This is a genomic window from Exiguobacterium sp. PFWT01 (assembly GCF_018255795.1).
Taxonomy (GTDB): Bacteria; Bacillota; Bacilli; order Exiguobacteriales; family Exiguobacteriaceae; genus Exiguobacterium.
In genome coordinates this window covers 12501-32500 of the sequence record NZ_CP073755.1, presented here as the reverse complement: position 1 = coordinate 32500, position 20000 = coordinate 12501, and the positions used below count along the sequence as shown (strand labels likewise).

Below are 20000 nucleotides of genomic sequence, written 5' to 3'. Positions count from 1 at the left end.
CATAATCATCTCTTAACGACTTACGAAACCATTTCATAGTTCTCTTCTACCTTCCATCGCCCGAGATAATGTCACTTCATCCGCATACTCCAAATCTCCACCGACTGGTAAACCATGGGCAAGACGCGTCACGCGAATTCCCGTCGGTTTGAGTAGTCTCGATAAATACATCGAAGTCGCTTCCCCTTCAATGTTCGGGTTGGTCGCTAAAATCACTTCTTGAATCGACTCGTTCTCTTGTAAACGTGTCAGCAAACTTGAAACATTAATATCCTCTGGACCAATCCCTTCCATTGGACTAATGGCTCCATGAAGAACATGATACTTCCCTCTGTACTCCCGCATCTTCTCCATAGCAATCACGTCTCTTGAGTCTTGAACCACACAAACTACCGTTTCATCCCGATGTGAGTCTTTGCAGATTGCACACGGATCAATATCTGTGATGTGGCCACACACGGTACAATACTTTATGTCACGCTTCGCACTCACGAGAGATTTCGCGAACGTCAACACATCGTCTTCTTCCATATCTAATACATGGAATGCTAAACGTACCGCAGTTTTCGGTCCAATCCCAGGTAACTTCGTAAAACTCTCAATCAATCGTCCAATGGCTTCAGGGTATTGCAACTCGCATCGATCCTTTCTTCACTTAAAAGCCTGGGAGGTTCATCCCTTGTGTGAAACGTCCCATCTTATCATTCACAAGCTGATCCGCTTGTTTCATTGCATCATTGATTGCTGCTAAGACGAGATCTTGTAACATATCCACATCGTCCGGATCGACAACGTCTTCAGCAATAATGACATCTAAGACTTCTTTATGACCGCTGACGACAACTTTTACCATGCCGCCTCCCGCAGTTCCTTCAACCGATAACTCTTTTAATTCCTCTTGAGCTTTCGCCATATCTTTTTGCATCTTTTGCATCTGTTTCATCATGTTGTTCATGTTTCCCATTCCACGCATTCAGAGCGCCTCCCTTATGTTTCTTCGATTTCAACGACATCGCCAAAACGTTCCATCGCCTGCGCGACTAGCGGATCCTCGGTTTCCGGCTCTTCGACTTGTTCCGTTCGTTCTGCTTGTTTTTGAAGGATGAACTCATTTTTTAGTTCATTCCAATCCGTCTCAAGCACCGCCATGATTTCGCGACGAATCCCCGTCACTTCGAATAACGCCTGTTCAATCACATCGCGCGTACGACCGTTTGAACTCACTTGCTCATAGTGCCATGTCATTCCATCTTTAAATTGTACCAGTAAGGTGTCACTTGCACAAAGGACAGCTTCACTTTCATAGAAGAGAGCGAAAATCGGACCATCTTGTATCCGAATATTCGTCATGATATCTCCCCAGCTGTCGCGAATCGCATTCAAATGCTGCCGTTCGGCCCGCTGTAAGAGTTGGCGAATCCGTTCTTTCGGCACCCGAATTTGTGTCCGTTTTGGAACAGGCTTTGGCTTTTCTGGCTCTCCACCCGTCACGGCAACACCATTCTTCTTCACTTCATTTAATTCACGGCTCAGTTCACGCACTTGATCTTGTAGTTGTGTCATTTGCTCACTGATTGTTCGACCTTGTTCCGCGATCCGGATGAATGTTAATTCCACCAACACTTTCGGATGGTTAGATAACCTCATCTGCTGTTGGCAATCATTGAGCTCTTCAATCACTTGGAACAATTCATCCGTTGAAGTCGCTTCGACGAACTGACGAAACTCGTCAGTCGGACGAGCACGTTCCAATAAGTCAGCTGCTTGAGGAGATGCTTTCAAGAGTAACGCATCTCGATGAACGAACACTAAGTCTTCGATGAAACGTTTCAAGTCCTTCCCTTCACGCAACATCAATTCAAGCGTACTCAAAATGGCATTTAACTCTTTTCTCTGGAGACCATACGCCATGTCGAGCAACGTTTCATCCGTCACGGCACCCGTGACTTCTAACACCGCTTCTTCCGTCAACCGCCCATCACTGAATGCGAGCGCCTGATCAAGTAAGCTAAGGGCATCTCGCATCCCGCCATCGGCAGCACGTGCGATGAGTTTCAACGCTTCCGGATCGTAGTCATGGTCTTGGTCGTTCAAAATATAGGCCATCCGCGTTTGCAATTGACTCACTTCATGTCGTTTGACATCAAATCGCTGACAGCGGGAAATGATTGTAGCCGGAATTTTATGTGGTTCTGTCGTGGCCAAGATGAATATCGCATGTGCCGGTGGTTCCTCAAGCGTCTTTAACAACGCGTTGAATGCACCGGTCGATAACATATGCACTTCATCAATGATGTATACTTTGTAACGCCCTTGGGACGGCGGATATTTGACTTTGTCTCGAATCTCCCGAATTTCGTCAACCCCGTTGTTCGATGCGGCATCAATTTCAAACACGTCGGGACTCGTCCCTTCCGTTATGGCGATACACGTCGGACAGGTGTTACATGGTTCACGTGTTGGCGCGCTTTCACAGTTGATTGCCTTGGCAATGATTTTCGCCAAACTCGTCTTCCCCGTTCCACGCGGGCCAGAAAACAGGTACGCATGTGACATCCGCTCCTCTAACAGAGCGTTTTGAATCGTACGTGTGATATGGACTTGACCGACGACCTCTTGAAACGATTGAGGTCGATATACACGATATAACGCTTGATACGCCATGAGTTCGCCTCCTTCCCTACTGTTCTTCTCTATCTCATCATACAAAAAAATCTACAGCCCGGGGGCCATAGATTGAAGTTATAAAATAAATCTGCCGCGCACCGATTTCTGAAAGCACGTCAACATGCGTTACTCATGCAGTTTGCTCAGCCCAAGCACCCCTGCGGCACACGGTACGTCACCACTTAAGGCTGCTTCCTTCCGGACCTGACCTGGTTCATGGGTGACCGTTGCGCAGGACTCAGACGTCAACGCCACTTACATAAGGCAGACCACACCAGCGCACTCCCTCGAATCGGGATTCAGTCTCGCTACAGCGGATTGCGAGTGACAGGGCACCGCTACCTCCCCACCTAGCACGGCAAATGGGTAAATGAAATTAGGCACTATCTCGAGTGCTATTACATTATACTGTTTAATCGATTGGGTTGCAACCTCTCTGATTGAGTCGTTCTTGTTTCTTCCTTTCTCGAAGCGATCGGAAGAAATCTGTCAGGAGCTGTCCACATTCTTCTGCTAAAACATTTTCTGTCACTTCAGCTTGGTGATTGAATCGCTCATCCTGCACCAAGTTCATCAATGTCCCGCAACATCCACCTTTCGGGTCGTGGGCACCGAAAATGACACGTTTCACGCGAGACAACACGATTGCGCCCGCACACATCGGACACGGTTCAAGGGTAACGTATAGTTCGCAGTCTTCTAATCGCCAATTCCCTAGTGTCTCATTGGCCGTTTCAATCGCAATCATCTCGGCGTGTGCTGCCGCCAATCGATCCGTCTCACGACGATTGTGCCCGGTTGCGATCACCTGGTCTCCCTTCACGATCACACAACCAATCGGCACCTCGCCAATGGATTCTGCTTTCTTTGCCTCTTCGATGGCCAATTGCATAAATCGCTCATCACGTTCCATCGATTCACCTCATTTCTTATTTAAAACTATGAAAAAAAATGAAAATCAAATCCCTCGCCATATCGCTCGTATTGTGTGCTAGAATGGAACTTGCACTTTGGATAATGGAGGATGACATCATATGTTTATAACGGTAGAAGGACCGATTGGTGTCGGGAAAACATCACTGGCCCATATCATCAGTCAGCATTTCTCGATGCAGATGCTGAATGAAATTGTAGAAGAGAACCCATTTCTCGGCAAGTTTTATGAAGATATCGAAGAATGGAGTTTCCAAACGGAAATGTTCTTCTTGTGCAATCGATTCAAGCAGTTGGATGATATTCACAAACACCACTTGAGTCAGCAACAATCCGTCGTTTCGGACTATCATATTTTCAAAAACTTGATTTTTGCTCACCGTTCGCTGAAACCGGCACACTTGAACAAGTACGAGCAGATTTATAAGATTTTGACACATGATATGCCGAAACCTGATGTCGTCATTTACTTACATGCCAGCATTGAGACATTAATGAAACGAGTCGCCTTGCGTGGACGTGAAGTGGAAGAGAATATGTCTCGTGATTACCTCGAACAACTTGCTCACGACTATGAGACGTTTGTTGAATCATATCGCGCGGCCCATCCAGAAGTGAAGATCCTCTCGTTCAGTGGGGATGAACTCGACTTTGTACACAATCCGGACGACTTGACTCATGTCCTAAAAACGATTGAGCGTGAATTAGAATTAACTAAAGGAGCCCAAATAAAATGAAGCTGATTGATAAATATAACATCCCGAACGATACGATCATTACAATCGGTGGAATGGTTGGGATCGGGAAATCAACGATCACCAATTCGTTAGCCGATGCATTGAATTTCCGAACGTCTCTCGAAAAAGTAGATACGAACCCTTACCTCGATAAATTCTATCATGATTTCGAGCGTTGGAGCTTCCATCTTCAAATTTACTTCTTGGCAGAACGTTTTAAAGAACAGAAGAAAATCTTCCAATACGGTGGCGGCTTCATCCAAGATCGTTCAATCTATGAAGATACAGGCATCTTCGCCAAGATGCACTATGAAAAAGGGACGATGTCACCAACAGACTACGAAACGTATTCTAGTTTGTTCGAGGCAATGGTGTTGACACCGTTCTTCCCGCACCCGGATCTATTAATCTATCTCGAAGGTTCGTTCGAACAAGTACTTGAACGCATTCAAATGCGCGGTCGCGAGATGGAGCAGCAAACACCAATCGCTTATTGGGAAGAGATGTACGCCCGCTACACAGAATGGATCAACAACTTCAACCTGTGTCCGGTATTGCGTCTCTCGATTGAAGAGTACGACCTCATCAACGACCCTGATTCAGTCGAACTCATTCTTGAGAAAATCGAAAAGCAACTCACGATTGCGCGCGAAGCAAAAGTGAGATAATCAATAGAAGGATTGCGCCAACGACAGCGTGATCCTTCTTTTTTGTGCATAAAAAAATCCACAGTACTTATGTCTGTGGATACAAAAAATGCATCTGCCTCTGCAGATGCCCGATTGAAAGCGGAGTTGGTGGGATTCGAACCCACGCGAGCCTTGCGACTCCTAACGGATTTCGAGTCCGTCCCCTTCAGCCGGACTTGGGTACAACTCCAGGCCTAAAAAAGTGTAAAAAAAAGAAAGTGGAGGAGGTGGTGGGATTCGAACCCACGCAGGCTGTTACACCCCTGACGGTTTTCAAGACCGTTCCCTTAAACCACTTGGGTACACCTCCAAAAGATATAAAATTGTGTGAGCCTCCAAAAAAGAAATGGAGGAGGTGGTGGGATTCGAACCCACGCAGGCTGTTACACCCCTGACGGTTTTCAAGACCGTTCCCTTAAACCACTTGGGTACACCTCCAAAGCTCATATGCAATTCGTGAGCAACAGTGTCGCTCGACATGATTTATAGTACCAACTGAAGAGACAGATGTCAAACCCTTTTGTGAAAAAACATTAAAAAAATTGAGCAGCCTCAAAATCGAGGCTGCTCAAGCGTTTAATTCGGCATTTCAATCTTTTCTTTCCCACCCATGTAAGGACGAAGAACTTCTGGAATCACGACCGATCCATCCGCTTGTTGATAATTTTCTAGAATCGCTGCGACCGTCCGTCCGACCGCTAGACCTGAACCGTTCAACGTATGCACGAACTCAGGTTTCGCATTGGCGTCACGACGGAAACGAATTCCCGCACGACGCGCTTGGAAATCTTCAAAGTTTGAGCAAGACGAGATTTCACGATATACCCCTTGTGCCGGCATCCATACTTCAATATCGTATTTTTTCGCGGCAGTGAATCCGAGATCTGCCGTACACATGCTGAGCACTTGATAAGGAAGGCCTAGACGTTTTAAGACTTCTTCAGCATGACCTGTCAACAGTTCCAATTGCTCATAAGACTCTTCCGGTTTTACGAAGCGGACGAGCTCGACTTTATTGAATTGGTGCTGACGAATTAATCCACGTGTGTCACGTCCCGCTGACCCAGCTTCAGAACGGAAGTTTGCGCTATATGCTGTATACGCGATTGGAAGTTGTGTCTCCGGAAGAATCTCTTCACGGTGCATGTTCGTGACCGGTACTTCAGCCGTCGGAACGAGGAAGTAGTTCGTGTCCGCTACTTTAAATGCATCTTCTTCGAACTTAGGAAGCTGACCCGTTCCTGTCATTGAATCACGATTGACCATGTAAGGAGGTAACACTTCAGCGTACCCATGCTCATCTGAATGAAGGTCCATCATAAAGTTGATCAGGGCACGTTCTAGGCGAGCGCCTAATCCTTTATAGAAGACGAAGCGGCTACCCGTTACTTTTCCAGCGCGCTCGACATCGACGATTTGAAGGTCTTCCATCACGTCCCAATGTTGCTTGGGCTCGAAATCAAACTCGGGCTTTGTCCCGATTTCGCGAATCGTCACGTTGTCGTCTTCCGTTTCGCCGATTGGTGTTGATTCGTGCGGGATATTTGGGATGCTGAGTAAAATCAAGTTGAGTTCTGCCTCAACTTCGCGTAACTCTTCGTCCAACAGTTTGATTTCATCTCCGAGGCGACGTGTCTCTAAGATCGGGCCTTCGGCATCTTCTTTGTTCCGCTTCAATTCAGCGATTTGTTTTGTCGCTTCGTTGCGCTTCGCTTTCTTCACTTCCACTTCGTTGATCAAGTCACGACGTTTCTCCTCTAGTTGTGGGAAGCGGTCAAGTGCACTCAAGTCTTCCCCCCGGTGAGCTAACTTTTCTTTGATTCCTTCAAAATCCTGTCGCAAACGTTTAATGTCTAACATTGCTATTCCTCCTTTTTCATATAAAAAAGGTGGCACGTCCCTTTCCCGTAGGAAAGGGACGAACCACCTTGGATCCGCGTTGCCACCCTCGTTGCTCAAAAGTTTGAGCCACTCGATGCACGTAACGTGTGCGAACGTGACCTGTTTCCAAGTCAATGCTCCGAGGCCGATTCGGTCACGTCATCTCACTAGTTTGCACCAACCACTAGCTCTCTGTCAGTAGACGTACGTAACGTACTTATTCTCATCATCGCATCTGTCATTGAATTAATCTTACTTTACAACATCTCAACTTGTTCGACAAGACTGATTTTTCCAAGTGCGAGTCGGATTTGATCGAGGAAATCCAAAAAAGCTCGTGTTATTCTCGTCAAGAATGAGGCGGTATCGACCGACTCCGCTGTGACGAGTGTCATCTTTGGAGGGGCCTCCCCTTCTAAATAGCGAACATGCTCTGAAGAATCGATTGTGACCATGCCAGCCTGTGTGTCGACTTGAATCGGGGCCTCTAAATCGAGTAGTTCATATTTCGGCTCGGGAACAGGTTTCCCTTTTTCAACCAACACCTCAAAGTCATTCGTCGTCCGGACCGCGACTTGCTCTTCCTCACCTTGCGAGACCGTTGCCGTTTTTGAAATGGTTTCACCCGTCCGCAAAATCGGAGTCATGACGAAATCTGCATAGGCATAGTCATGTAGCGCTTTCGTTGCAGCATAACGTCCCTCGTCCGATGTCGCACCGAGGACAACTGACAGAACGGTACGCCCATCTCGTGTAGATACGCCAATGAAACAATAGCCCGCCTCATTCGTCGTACCTGTCTTGAATCCGAGCATTCCCGGATAGGCGAGGTCACGGTTAGCGAGCATGCGATTCGTCGCATCAAACCGAACACCGTCGACATCCACATATGCCCGCTTCGTCACATCCAGTACTTCCGGATACGTCGTCAAATACGCAATCGCGAGCTTCATCAAATCCTTGGCAGACGTCAAATTGTCTCCCGGTAGACCTGCAGATTCAGAATCGAGTCCTGAGGCGTTCGCGAACGTCGTTTGGGTCATCCCGAGTTCATCAGCCCGACGATTCATCTCTTTGACGAATGCCTCTTCCGAACCGGATACGGCCTCCCCGAGCGTGACGGCCGCTTCATTCGCTGAACGAATCAACGCGGCATCGTATAACTCTTTGACGGTATATGGTTTATTTAACAGCGGGATTCGTGCCAACCCCGGCTTTCTCGTCAACGCCAAAGCAGCATCGCTCGGTGTGATTTCTTGTGTCCAACTGAGTTTCCCTGCTTCAATCGCCTCACGCGTTAAAAATGCTGTCATCAGCTTCGTGATCGAAGCCGGCTGAAGCATTGAATCTTCTTGTTTGGCAAATAGAACTTGTCCTGTCGTCACGTCTACAAGCATCGCGCTTGCTGCATCCACTTTCGGAGCGGCCGCAGAGGCAGCCGATGGCAACATGGTCTGTATGACGAATACGACAGTGAGCAATATGATGAAATAACGGGCCTTCACATCGTTTCCCCTTTCTGTACGCTTCTTTGTTCAGTGTAACAAAAAATAAGTTTGAAGGACCCCCTTTTTGCGAGGTCCCTCAAACTTATACATGTTGACTCTGATTCGCTTTGACCATCTCGATAAAATACCGATGTAACGAGAGGTCATCCGTCAATTCGGGGTGGAACGAGCAAGCCAGATACTGATTGTAACGGACCGCCACAATCGCTTCCTCGACTTCAGCGAGCACATCTACTTCTGGTTCAACGCGTGCCACTTGTGGGGCACGAATGAAGACCGCTTCGACTGGCTCATCGATTCCTTTCACTGGAAGGTCGACCTCAAAACTGTCGACCTGACGTCCGAACGCATTGCGTTTCACTGTCATCGGGATTTTCTTCAAGTGGGCGTCATATCCTTCGACTTCGTTCGCGAGAAGAATCATTCCGGCACATGTGCCGAACATCGGTAACGTTTCCATCTCTCGAAGTGGTTCGAGCAGACCGTAACGGTCGAGTAGTCGACGCATCGCCGTGCTCTCTCCCCCTGGTAACACGAGTCCGTCAATCGCTTGCAAGTCTTCTAGCGAGCGGACTACAACGGTTTGGGCACCGAGCGCTTCCAGCATGCGAACATGCTCCCGAATTGCGCCCTGCATCCCTAATACGCCAATCGTCACCATCTTACCAGCCTCGTGGTGCCATGAGTTCTTCTTCTTTGAGCGTGCGGACATCAAGTCCTTTCATCGCCTCACCCAATCCTTTTGACAAGTGCGCGATCCGCTCATAGTCATCGTGGTACGTCGTAGCTTCCACGATGGCACGTGCAAATTTCTCTGGATTCTCTGCTTTGAAGATCCCTGATCCGACAAAGACTCCGTCTGCCCCGAGATGCATCATCAAGGCAGCGTCCGCTGGTGTCGCAATTCCACCTGCCGCAAAGTTTACGACCGGGAGACGACCCGCTTCACGAATCTGCATCAATACTTCAAACGGTGCACCGAGGTCGCGCGCCTCTGTCATGACCTCATCCACACTCATCGACAAGAGACGTTTCACTTGCGCTTGGACTGTACGCATATGACGAACCGCTTCGACGATGTTCCCTGTTCCTGGCTCCCCTTTTGTACGAATCATCGCTGCCCCTTCACCGATACGGCGGGCTGCTTCACCGAGGTCGCGTGCTCCACATACGAACGGCGCCGTGTAGTCGCGCTTGTACAAGTGGAACTCTTCGTCGGCTGGTGTCAAAACTTCGCTCTCGTCAATGAAGTCGACCCCCATCGACTCGAGGACACGTGCTTCAGCGATGTGCCCGATTCGGCATTTTGCCATAACCGGTACAGATACTGCCCCCATGACGTCTTCAATGATTGTCGGGTCAGCCATACGGGCAACGCCGCCCATTTTACGGATATCTGATGGTACACGTTCGAGCGCCATGACAGCCACAGCACCGGCAGCTTCAGCGATCTTTGCCTGTTCGGCGTTGATGACGTCCATGATGACGCCACCTTTTTGCATTTCTGCCATCCCACGTTTTACTTTATCTGTCCCTACTTGTCTCTTTTCCATTGAAATCCCTCCATTGGTTCGTGTTCTACTTGCTAGTATAAGTGGTATTGACTATATTAAAAGTGTCAGTTTCTTATTATTTAAAGTGGTCAGTTTAAATAAAGGACTCCATTTCATCTATCCCGAACCTGTTGAAGTATAAAGGAGGAATACGTATGTTAAACCGTGATTCGTTTGATGGGGGTCATCGTGCCTCATTCGGTACACCCGGGATTGTCTCTTTCATCATCATTCTTGGGTTTATGCTCTACTTCTTTTTTGGTTCATAAAGAAAGGAACGTCACACCATGGACATGCTTACCTTATCGCTTGATCAAGAGTCGTCCATCCCGCTTTACGAGCAATTGTACAAACACATTCGGGATGCCATCCTCGACGATACGTTAAAAACAGGAACTAAATTACCTTCAAAGCGTAAGCTCTCTCAATTTTTAGATGTGTCGCAGACAACGGTCGAGTTCGCGTATGCCCAGTTACTCGCCGAAGGATACATCGAATCCATTCCTCGAAAAGGATTTTATGTGTTACCACAAGAGGAGCTGTACGTCCGGCGCTCGAGTAGTACCATCGCCCCGGCACCTCCACGAAAGACATATGCTTATGATGTTTCCCCGAGTCAAATCGACACGACTGCCTTCCCGTTTGAACGGTGGAAGCGACATATCAAACATGTCGTCGATGACGTGAATCATGAATTACTTGCGTTAGGTTCTGTTCAAGGAGATATAGAATTGCGTCAAGAAATCGCCACGTATCTCTATCACTCCCGCGGCGTACAGTGCTCACCAGAACAGATCATCGTCGGCTCCGGAACGGAACAGCTGTTGCCACAGCTCTTGAATCTCTTACCGGACTCGTCTATCTTTGGAATCGAAGACCCTGGCTATCCGCTCACGCGCCTGTTGTTCGAGCAACAAGGACGCACATCGATTCCGATTCCGGTAGACGATAGTGGTGTTTGTGTGAATGAGCTCGAGCGTCATGCAATCGATGCACTATATGTCACACCTGCTCATCAATTTCCGACAGGGACCGTCTTGTCCGTCAGTCGAAGACAACGTTTGTTAAATTGGGCACTCGTCCATCAGACGTATATCATCGAAGACGATTACGACAGCGAGTTTCGCTATAGCGGCAAGCCAATCCCGTCCCTGCAGAGCATGGATCCGAATGAACGGGTCATCTACATCAGTACGTTTTCAAAATCTCTCATGCCATCCTTACGCATCGGCTATATGGTCTTACCGACACCTTTATTAAACCGTTATCGGGAACGACACCAGTATTTCACCTGTAGCGTTCCCCGGTTCGAACAACAAACGTTGGCCCTATTCATGTCGAGCGGTGACTTTGAAAAGCATTTGAACCGGATGCGAAAAATATACCGTCGTAAGTTAGAAAGTGTCCTCGCTGCCTTCCGACCATTCGAACCGACCGTCACCGTGACCGGAGCAAGTGCCGGACTGCACGTCGTGTTGACCATCGCCACCGAGCGAACGGAGCAAGAATTGAAGCAGTCCGCCGAATCCGCGGGAATCGCCATTAAATCCATGAACGACTATCGCATCGTGCATCCGGACTCCCACAAGCAATTTCTGTTCGGGTTTGCGCATTTGTCTGAGTCGACGTTACCTGACGTGATTGAGCAGTTGATGGTTGCGTGGGCAGTTGCAAAAGGAGGAAAATCATGAATCGACGTATCCGATGGTTCATCGGACTTTTACTCATCGGGAGCGGCGTCCTCTTTTTGACGAGCCCGATTTGGAAAAATGCCATTGCTAGTTCGACGAGTGAATACGTGATAGAACAGATGGAATTTCAAGAAGAGAGCGAATTGAATCCAAGCTATGATTTCAAAGCCGTCAGTCCACTCTCTGTATCGGACGTCCTACAAGCGCGCAATCGGTTTCATGATTTGCCGACAATCGGTGTGATTTCGATTCCCGATGTCTCACTGAAACTTCCCATCATGAAAGGATTGGACAATGAAAGTCTCGCGGTAGGCGCCGGAACGATGCATCCTGAACAAGAGATGGGCAAAGGGAACTATGCGCTCGCCGGCCACTATTTACAACGAGCGACCGCTCTATTCGGACCGCTCCATGAAATCGAGGTCGGTGCGACGATCTACCTTCAGGATGAAGCGCAAACGTATGAGTACGTAGTCACTTCGCTTGAAACCGTCTCTCCTGAACGAGTCGATGTATTAGATGACACCTCCATCCCAACCATCACGTTAATCACGTGTACGTTCGATACGACAGAGCGCCTGATTGTAAAAGGAAAGCTCGTCGCTCCATCCTCTTGACCGCTTCTCCTTTGAAAATAGGAGAGGCGGTTTATTATTTTTGCAAAAACATATTGTGAGCGCTTTCAAGTTCCGCTAAACTGTTTTTGAAAACGTTTGCATAAAAATGTGCAAATATATTTGACAGGAAGAGGTGCCTCATGAAAAAAACAACCGCTCGTCAGGCTTCGACGCTGATCCTTTCCGGAGCATTACTCATTCAAGCCGGTGTCCCGATGAACGCATTGGCCGAACCGACTACGATGACGATTGATGGATCGAAAACAGACTGGACTTCAATCCCAGCTCTTGCGACTTCCCCGGCTACAGGTTGGCAAGGATTTGATGTCGGCGATTTATACATACAAAACGATGCCCAACATCTTTATTTTTATGTAGATGCGAACAATGTCCCGAATTGGGGTGACAACGGACAATACATTAATATCGCCCTTCAAATTAACGATGAGGATTCTGGCATCTCTAAAAATCCACTCGGATACCCATTCGACTTTACAGGCGTCGACAAGGCACCACAATATCATATTCTCGTTCGTGTCGATGGCGATCAAAAAGTCAAAGAGGCGGCCCTCTATAAGGCCGGACAGGATACCCCTCTCTTACAATTGAACCAATTGAACGGGGCGGCTTTCGCAGTGGACCGGACGAAAGGATTCGAAGGAAAGATTCCGCTCTCCTTACTCGGGCTAAACAATGGAGACCAAGTCCGTGCCTTGACTGTATTGAGCGGCAATAATGCAGGAGAACATGGTGCGTTCGATACGATTCCAAGTAACGCGGCCAACCAATTGGCGAACAGCTGGAACGTCGCTGCTACTCCGTCGACGCAATCTGTGTATAGTGCCCCGTTCACGTTAAATGGGGTGGAGACGATTGATCAGCTTGAGGTCGTTTCGGTGACCCCGGCTTCAGCCTCAATCGACGTGGATGTGTCTGCCCCAATCACATGGACGTTCAACGAACCCGTCCGTCTCGATACTGAAGCAGTCACGCTACAACAAGGAGAAATAAAAATCCCTGTCGACGTGACAGTGAACGGTTCGACCGTGACACTTCAGCCGAAAGAGGCACTCGCCCTCGATACGTCCTATACGGCGACAATCCCAGCGGACGCAGTGACCGGGACGATTTCGAACACGTCACTCCCTGCCTTGACGACTTCGTTCAAAACGGCAATCAAGCTCGCCGATCCGTGGGAAACGACTCGTTATATCGAGATGAAATATGTCCGCACGGATGGAGATTATACGGATTGGAACTTGTGGACGTGGAGCACCGGCAAAAAAGACGGCCAAGTTGATCCATATCGTATCACGGAGGACGGTGCCATCTTCCGAATTCCCGTCGGTCAAGACGCCACCAAAGTCGGATTTGTAATCCGAAAAGGAACGGATTGGGCTGTGAAGGACGCATACGGAGAAGACAGATACGTCACGCTTGGAGAAGACCGTGTCACGAAGGTCCGCGTCGAAAGCGGTAAAGGGACGTTCCATCAAGTTCCGACGATTAACGGACCGGTGTACGGTACAGACGGGATCAGTTTCTTCTATCGCGATGTAGCACTCTATGAATCCGGAAAAATGAGTGAAATCGAACAGGTCGCACTCAAAATCAATGGTGAAACTTATCCGATGACGTATGAGGCTGAAAACGAATGGTTCCGTCACACCGTGCGCTTGCCTGAAGGCGTTCATGATTACACGTATCTCGTCACAAAAGACGGGGTGACGACTGAAGTGAAGGATCCGTACTTTGAGGCTTCTCAAATCGAGTATCGCCAACCGACCGTCAAACTCACTTCTTCAGTCAGTCCAAAAGCGATTAGTTCCCGCGAAAATGCCGTCCTACGGGTGAAACCAACTTTACCGAAGGGCGTGACGCTTCGTGAACTCTACATCGATGCACGACCTCTCGGTGGACCCGCTAAGTTGCACATCGACCGTGCATTGAATGCACAAACCATTGCGGTGAAAGATACGGTCAAACCAGGAAACAAGACGCTCTCTGTCACAGCCGTCGACCAATATGGAAATGTCCATCGCTCGAAGACTACCATCCGTGTCGTTCCGAAATCGATGAAAGAGAAACAAGCCTTTGATTGGGATGAGGCACGAATCTACTTCATGCTGACCGACCGTTTCTATAACGGGGACGTGTCCAATGACAATCCGAACCGTGAGTACTACGACAAAGACCATCCGGAATCATACCACGGAGGGGATTTTGCGGGCGTCACGAAAAAGCTCGATTATCTAGATGACTTAGGCATCAATACAATCTGGATCACACCGATTGTGGATAACATCGATTGGGATTTGCGTTATGGGAAAGACGGATCTCAATATGGCTATCACGGATACTGGGCGAAAAACTTTGAGAAACTTGATGAACATCTTGGGGATATGGCCGCATTCCATAAACTCATTGACGAGGCGCATAAGCGCGGCATCAAAATCATGGTCGATGTCGTCTTGAACCATCCAGGCTATGGCATGGAACCAGGTGCAAGTTCAGACGTCACGAATTTCCCGACGGATGCGGAACGCCAAGTATTCGATGGCATGATTCGTGAGAATCCGGTTGACGGGGACGACCTCAGAATGTCCTTGTCCGGTCTTCCTGATTTCAAGACAGAGGAAGCGGCCGTGCGGGAGCAATTGGTCAAATGGCAGACCGATTGGATCAAACGTTCGAAAACGAAAAAAGGAAACACGATTGACTATTTCCGTGTCGATACGGTCAAACATGTGGATTCAACGACGTGGAAGTCATTCAAAAATGAGCTGACAACAATCAAACCAGATTTCAAACTCATCGGCGAACACTATGGTGCCAGCATCAACAACACAGGCGGCTATTTGAGAAGTGGTCAAATGGATTCCTTGCTCGACTTCGATTTTAAATACCAGGCCGAGCGATTCGTAAACGGCAACGTTGAAGATGTAGAAAAAGCGCTCCAATACCGGAATAACCAATTATCGAATGAAGCAACACTTGGACAATTCTTAAGTAGCCATGACGAAGATGGATTCCTCGTCTCGCGTGCAGGTGGAGATACAGGCAAGCAAATGGTCGCTGCTGCCCTTCAGATTACGGCCAAAGGTCAACCGGTCATCTATTACGGAGAAGAGGTCGGACAATCTGGGAAACATGCAGGGGATATGGACAAAGGTGAATTTAACGAGAACCGCTATGACTTCGACTGGTCACGTGTCAAAGGAGAAGGGAAAGCGATGCATACGCATTACCAAAAACTATTGAATATCCGTGCAGACTATTCTCACGTATTCAGTAAAGGAACACGTTCATCCATCGATGTGAATGCTACTTCTGGTTATTCGATCTTTGAGCGGGCCTACGGCAAACAGTCCGTTCTTGTCGGATTGAACACGAAAGAAAACGCGCAAACCGTTTCATTTAAGACGTCGTACAAGGCGAAGACCGTTTTGATTGACCGCTATAGCGGCAAGTCATACACGGTTCAAAAAGACGGGAAGGTGACCGTCTCACTTCCTGCACAAGATCAGGGAGGAACTGTCATTTTAGTCGAGAAACGCAAATAAAGAACCGCCATCCTGAGTGAACAGGATGGCGGCTTTTCATTAACGTGAATAGTTTGGTGCTTCTTTTGTGATGTTGACATCGTGTGGGTGGCTCTCTTGGAGTCCAGCACCTGTCATACGAATGAACTGTGTGTCTTCACGAAGGGCACGAATGTCGGCAGCGCCGCAATACCCCATACCTGAACGAAGACCACCGATCAATTGATAGACCGTGTCAGCCAGTTCACCGCGATACGCGACGCGACCTTCGATACCTTCTGGAACGAACTTTTTGTCCGCTTCCTGGAAGTAACGGTCTTGGCTTCCGCGTTTCATCGATGCTTCCGATCCCATACCACGGTACGTCTTGAATTGACGACCTTGGTAGATTTCCATCTCACCTGGGCTCTCTTTCACACCTGCGAGCAAGCTTCCGAGCATGACTGCGTTGGCTCCTGCGGCAATCGCTTTGACGATATCACCAGAGTACTTGATTCCACCGTCAGCGATGACTGAGACACCGTGCTCTTTCGCTTCCATCACACAATCATAGACTGCTGTGATTTGTGGAACACCGACACCTGCGACAACACGTGTCGTACAGATTGAGCCTGGTCCAATCCCAACTTTAATGACGGATGCTCCTGCTTCAATCAATGCACGTGTCGCTTCTGCTGTCGCCACGTTCCCTGCGATGATTGGAAGAGATGGGAACATATCACGTAATTCACGAACTTTTTCAAGTACGCCAGCTGAGTGGCCGTGTGCCGTATCGATGACTAGTGCATCCACACCTGCTTCAACCAACACTTGAGCACGTGAGGCCGCGTCTTTCGTCACACCGACTGCAGCTGCGACAAGAAGACGACCTTGCTTATCTTTTGCTGCGTTCGGGAACTGTTCGACCTTCTCGATGTCTTTCGTCGTAATGAGACCTTTCAATACACCGTTCTCATCGACAAGTGGAAGTTTCTCGATGCGATGTTGATGAAGGATGCGCTCGGCTTCTTCAAGTGATGTACCCACTTTTGCTGTGATAAGGTTCTCTGTCGTCATGACATCTTTGATCACCGTCGAATAGTCTTTGATGAAGCGAAGATCACGATTCGTTAAAATACCAATCAATTGACGCTCTTCTTCTGAGTTGACGATTGGAACGCCCGAAATACGGTACTTACTCATCAAGTATTCTGCATCATATACTTGACGGTCTGGAGTTAAATAGAACGGATTTGTGATAACACCATTTTCTGAGCGCTTTACGCGATCGACGTGCTCAGCCTGCATTTCCATCGACATGTTCTTGTGAATGACACCTAAACCGCCTTGACGGGCCATAGCGATTGCCATTGGGGCTTCAGTGACGGTATCCATACCAGCACTGATGATTGGAATATTTAATTCGAGTCCTTCACAGAGCTTCGTGCTTAAATCAACGTCACGTGGTAAAACATTTGAAAACCGTGGTACGAGTAATACATCATCAAATGTTAAACCTTCTTTTGCAAACTTATTTTCCCACATAAAAATTGATGGCCCCTTTCTCGTTCTACCTACATCTTTGTTTCGAAATATTTCTGTAATGGTAACAGGTATAACGCAAAAGTGCAATTCAATTCCCGATGTTCAGAAAGTTCAGAATTGTGTTCATTGGCTTAAATTATATGCAAATTGTTCGGAATTTCATTGTATGGATCAGTAGATCCTGGAGTTCGGTTTCATTATGAACGTAAAAAAACGACCGAGCGTATGCTCGGTCGTCCTCTGCGTTGTTGCCTGGCAACGTCCTATCCTCACAGGGGGAGATCCCCCAACTACTTTCGGCGCTGAGACGCTTAACTTCCGTGTTCGGCATGGGAACGGGTGTGGCCGTCTCGCTATCGCCACCAGACTTTACAGGGCTTGTTCCCTGAAAACTGAGGATTCATCAACACAAACCATAGACTAGATCAAAGCCTCGACCGATTAGTATCATTCAGCTCCACGTGTCGCCACGCTTCCACCCATGACCTATCTACCTCATCGTCTCTGAGGGGTCTTTCTTGATTGCTCAAAGGGAAATCTCATCTCGGAGGGGGCTTCATGCTTAGATGCTTTCAGCACTTATCCCGTCCGCACGTAGCTACCCAGCGGTGCTCCTGGCGGAACAACTGGTACACCAGCGGTGCGTCCATCCCGGTCCTCTCGTACTAAGGACAGCTCTCCTCAAATTTCCTGCGCCCACGACGGATAGGGACCGAACTGTCTCACGACGTTCTGAACCCAGCTCGCGTACCGCTTTAATGGGCGAACAGCCCAACCCTTGGGACCTACTCCAGCCCCAGGATGCGATGAGCCGACATCGAGGTGCCAAACCTCCCCGTCGATGTGGACTCTTGGGGGAGATCAGCCTGTTATCCCCAGGGTAGCTTTTATCCGTTGAGCGATGGCCCTTCCATGCGGAACCACCGGATCACTAAGCCCGACTTTCGTCCCTGCTCGACTTGTAGGTCTCGCAGTCAAGCTCCCTTCTGCCTTTGCACTCTTCGAATGATTTCCAACCATTCTGAGGGAACCTTTGGGCGCCTCCGTTACTGTTTAGGAGGCGACCGCCCCAGTCAAACTACCCGCCTGACACGGTCCTCCAGCCGGATCACGGCTGCGAGTTAGAGACTCTATACGCAAAGGGTGGTATCCCAAGGGTGTCTCCACCGAAGCTGGCGCTCCGGCTTCACAAACTCCCACCTATCCTGTACATCGCGTACAAAGCCTCAATATCAGGCTGTAGTAAAGCTCCATGGGGTCTTTCCGTCCTGTCGCGGGTAACCTGCATCTTCACAGGTACTATGATTTCACCGGGTCTCTCGTTGAGACAGTGCCCAAATCGTTACGCCTTTCGTGCGGGTCGGAACTTACCCGACAAGGAATTTCGCTACCTTAGGACCGTTATAGTTACGGCCGCCGTTTACTGGGGCTTCGGTTCAGTGCTTCTCTTGCGATGACACATCCCCTTAACCTTCCAGCACCGGGCAGGCGTCAGCCCCTATACTTCATCTTGCGATTTAGCAGAGACCTGTGTTTTTGCTAAACAGTCGTTTGGGCCTATTCACTGCGGCTTATGTTTCCATAAGCGTCCCTTCTCCCGAAGTTACGGGACCATTTTGCCGAGTTCCTTAACGAGAGTTATCCCGCGCGTCTTAGAATTCTCATCTCGCCTACCTGTGTCGGTTTGCGGTACTGGCGCCGACCTCCTCACTAGAGGCTTTTCTTGGCAGCGTGAAATCCGGTGCTTCGCCCTACGGGCTCCACGTCACAGCTCAACCTTGTATGCCGGGCGGATTTGCCAACCCGACGGCCTCGCTGCTTGTCCGTGCACTTCCAGTCGCACGGTCACCTTATCCTTCTGCGTCCCCCATCGTTCAAACGGTGGTACGGCGGTACAGGAATATCGACCTGTTGTCCATCGCCTACGCCTTTCGGCCTCGGCTTAGGTCCAGACTAACCCTGAGCGGACGAGCCTTCCTCAGGAAACCTTAGGCTTTCGACGGAGGGGATTCTCACCCCTCTTTTCGCTACTCACACCGGCATTCTCACTTCCAAGCGCTCCACGGCTCCTCACGATACCGCTTCACTGCTGCTTGGAACGCTCTCCTACCATCCCTTACGGGATCCATAGCTTCGGTGGTATGTTTAGCCCCGTTACATTTTCGGCGCGGCGCCACTCGACTAGTGAGCTATTACGCACTCTTTGAATGGTGGCTGCTTCTAAGCCAACATCCTAGTTGTCTGTGCAGCGCCACATCCTTTTCCACTTAACATACACTTGGGGACCTTAGCTGATGGTCTGGGCTGTTTCCCTCTCGACTACGGATCTTATCACTCGCAGTCTGACTCCCGAGTACAAGTTGCTGGCATTCGGAGTTTGACTGAATTCGGTAACCCTGTGGGGGCCCCTAGTCCAATCAGTGCTCTACCTCCAGAACTCTTCACCTCGAGGCTAGCCCTAAAGCTATTTCGGAGAGAACCAGCTATCTCCAGGTTCGATTGGCATTTCACCGCTACCCACACCTCATCCCCGCACTTTTCAACGTGCGTGGGTTCGGACCTCCAGTCAGTGTTACCTGACCTTCATCCTGGACATGGGTAGATCACCTGGTTTCGGGTCTACGACGACGGACTGATGCGCCCTGTTCAGACTCGCTT

Annotated in this window: 15 protein-coding genes, 3 tRNA genes, 2 rRNA genes, 1 other RNA gene and 1 other annotated feature (2 of these 22 cut by a window edge); of the genes, 5 read left to right on the top strand and 16 right to left on the bottom strand. The window is 48.9% G+C overall.

The features are described from left to right. From KD909_RS00145 to tadA, 6 genes are all read right to left on the bottom strand, one after another. Positions 1 to 37, bottom strand: partial view of a YaaL family protein gene (locus tag KD909_RS00145; RefSeq protein ID WP_031424056.1) — the beginning only. It extends 188 nt beyond the left edge of the window; 37 of the gene's 225 nt are visible here — the first part of the coding sequence; the start codon lies at positions 35 to 37; the stop codon falls past the left edge of the window. After that, the gene (recR, locus tag KD909_RS00140; protein WP_012727753.1) at positions 34 to 633 is read right to left on the bottom strand and encodes a recombination mediator RecR; all 600 of its coding nucleotides are present in this window, start codon (positions 631 to 633) and stop codon (positions 34 to 36) included. Before recR ends, KD909_RS00145 begins: the two co-directional genes overlap by 4 nt. Before the next feature lie 22 nt (positions 634 to 655). Beyond that, on the bottom strand, positions 656 to 973 hold the full coding sequence (locus KD909_RS00135; RefSeq protein WP_012727754.1) for a YbaB/EbfC family nucleoid-associated protein: 318 nt from the start codon (positions 971 to 973) through the stop codon (positions 656 to 658). A 14-nt stretch (positions 974 to 987) separates the two neighbouring features. Beyond that, complete coding sequence (gene dnaX / locus KD909_RS00130; RefSeq protein ID WP_047795933.1) at positions 988 to 2664, bottom strand: DNA polymerase III subunit gamma/tau; 1677 nt, start codon at positions 2662 to 2664, stop codon at positions 988 to 990. A gap of 94 nt (positions 2665 to 2758) precedes the next feature. Further along, positions 2759 to 3026: signal recognition particle sRNA large type (ffs, locus tag KD909_RS00125), an RNA gene on the bottom strand. A 53-nt stretch (positions 3027 to 3079) separates the two neighbouring features. Continuing rightward, positions 3080 to 3580, bottom strand: a complete 501-nt coding sequence (gene tadA, locus KD909_RS00120) for a tRNA adenosine(34) deaminase TadA (protein ID WP_211782039.1) — start codon at positions 3578 to 3580, stop codon at positions 3080 to 3082. Between the two features lie 121 nt (positions 3581 to 3701). On the opposite strand from tadA, the gene KD909_RS00115 reads away from it, so the two are divergent. Together KD909_RS00115 and KD909_RS00110 are read left to right on the top strand one after the other, a co-directional pair. Continuing rightward, positions 3702 to 4337, top strand: a complete 636-nt coding sequence (locus KD909_RS00115) for a deoxynucleoside kinase (RefSeq protein ID WP_012727757.1) — start codon at positions 3702 to 3704, stop codon at positions 4335 to 4337. Then, entirely contained in the window at positions 4334 to 5005 is a 672-nt protein-coding gene (locus KD909_RS00110) for a deoxynucleoside kinase (protein ID WP_012727758.1), read from the top strand. Before KD909_RS00115 ends, KD909_RS00110 begins: the two co-directional genes overlap by 4 nt. A 121-nt stretch (positions 5006 to 5126) precedes the next feature. Here the strand turns inward: KD909_RS00110 and KD909_RS00105 are convergent. The 7 genes from KD909_RS00105 to pdxS form a co-directional block, all read right to left on the bottom strand. Continuing rightward, positions 5127 to 5216, bottom strand: a tRNA-Ser gene (locus KD909_RS00105). A 29-nt stretch (positions 5217 to 5245) separates the two neighbouring features. Then, positions 5246 to 5336 (bottom strand) — tRNA-Ser (locus KD909_RS00100). 37 nt (positions 5337 to 5373) lie between these two features. Further along, positions 5374 to 5464 (bottom strand) — tRNA-Ser (locus KD909_RS00095). Between the two features lie 138 nt (positions 5465 to 5602). After that, positions 5603 to 6886 (bottom strand): serine--tRNA ligase, encoded by a 1284-nt coding sequence (gene serS, locus KD909_RS00090; RefSeq protein WP_012727759.1) that lies wholly within the window; start codon positions 6884 to 6886, stop codon positions 5603 to 5605. A gap of 51 nt (positions 6887 to 6937) precedes the next feature. Beyond that, positions 6938 to 7146: a binding site (T-box leader), on the bottom strand. Between the two features lie 18 nt (positions 7147 to 7164). After that, positions 7165 to 8412: a D-alanyl-D-alanine carboxypeptidase family protein gene (locus KD909_RS00085; protein ID WP_211782038.1), complete on the bottom strand. Its 1248-nt coding sequence runs from the start codon at positions 8410 to 8412 to the stop codon at positions 7165 to 7167. A gap of 85 nt (positions 8413 to 8497) precedes the next feature. Then, on the bottom strand, positions 8498 to 9073 hold the full coding sequence (pdxT, locus tag KD909_RS00080; RefSeq protein WP_047795939.1) for a pyridoxal 5'-phosphate synthase glutaminase subunit PdxT: 576 nt from the start codon (positions 9071 to 9073) through the stop codon (positions 8498 to 8500). A gap of 4 nt (positions 9074 to 9077) precedes the next feature. Beyond that, the gene (gene pdxS / locus KD909_RS00075; RefSeq protein ID WP_012727762.1) at positions 9078 to 9968 is read right to left on the bottom strand and encodes a pyridoxal 5'-phosphate synthase lyase subunit PdxS; all 891 of its coding nucleotides are present in this window, start codon (positions 9966 to 9968) and stop codon (positions 9078 to 9080) included. Positions 9969 to 10255: 287 nt separating this feature from the next. On the opposite strand from pdxS, the gene KD909_RS00070 reads away from it, so the two are divergent. The 3 genes from KD909_RS00070 (at position 10256) to KD909_RS00060 (ending at position 15839) form a co-directional block, all read left to right on the top strand. Continuing rightward, positions 10256 to 11659 (top strand): MocR-like pyridoxine biosynthesis transcription factor PdxR, encoded by a 1404-nt coding sequence (locus KD909_RS00070; RefSeq protein ID WP_211782037.1) that lies wholly within the window; start codon positions 10256 to 10258, stop codon positions 11657 to 11659. After that, positions 11656 to 12276, top strand: a complete 621-nt coding sequence (locus KD909_RS00065) for a class A sortase (protein ID WP_211782036.1) — start codon at positions 11656 to 11658, stop codon at positions 12274 to 12276. Before KD909_RS00070 ends, KD909_RS00065 begins: the two co-directional genes overlap by 4 nt. Before the next feature lie 140 nt (positions 12277 to 12416). Beyond that, positions 12417 to 15839 (top strand): alpha-amylase family glycosyl hydrolase, encoded by a 3423-nt coding sequence (locus KD909_RS00060; protein ID WP_211782035.1) that lies wholly within the window; start codon positions 12417 to 12419, stop codon positions 15837 to 15839. Positions 15840 to 15878: 39 nt separating this feature from the next. On the opposite strand, the gene guaB is transcribed toward KD909_RS00060, so the two are convergent. The 3 genes from guaB to KD909_RS00045 form a co-directional block, all read right to left on the bottom strand. After that, a complete protein-coding gene (gene guaB, locus KD909_RS00055) occupies positions 15879 to 17342 on the bottom strand; it encodes an IMP dehydrogenase (protein ID WP_012727767.1) in 1464 nt (487 codons plus the stop codon). A 250-nt stretch (positions 17343 to 17592) separates the two neighbouring features. After that, positions 17593 to 17709, bottom strand: a 5S ribosomal RNA gene (gene rrf / locus KD909_RS00050). A gap of 54 nt (positions 17710 to 17763) precedes the next feature. Further along, positions 17764 to 20000, bottom strand: a 23S ribosomal RNA gene (locus tag KD909_RS00045); it runs 676 nt beyond the window's last position.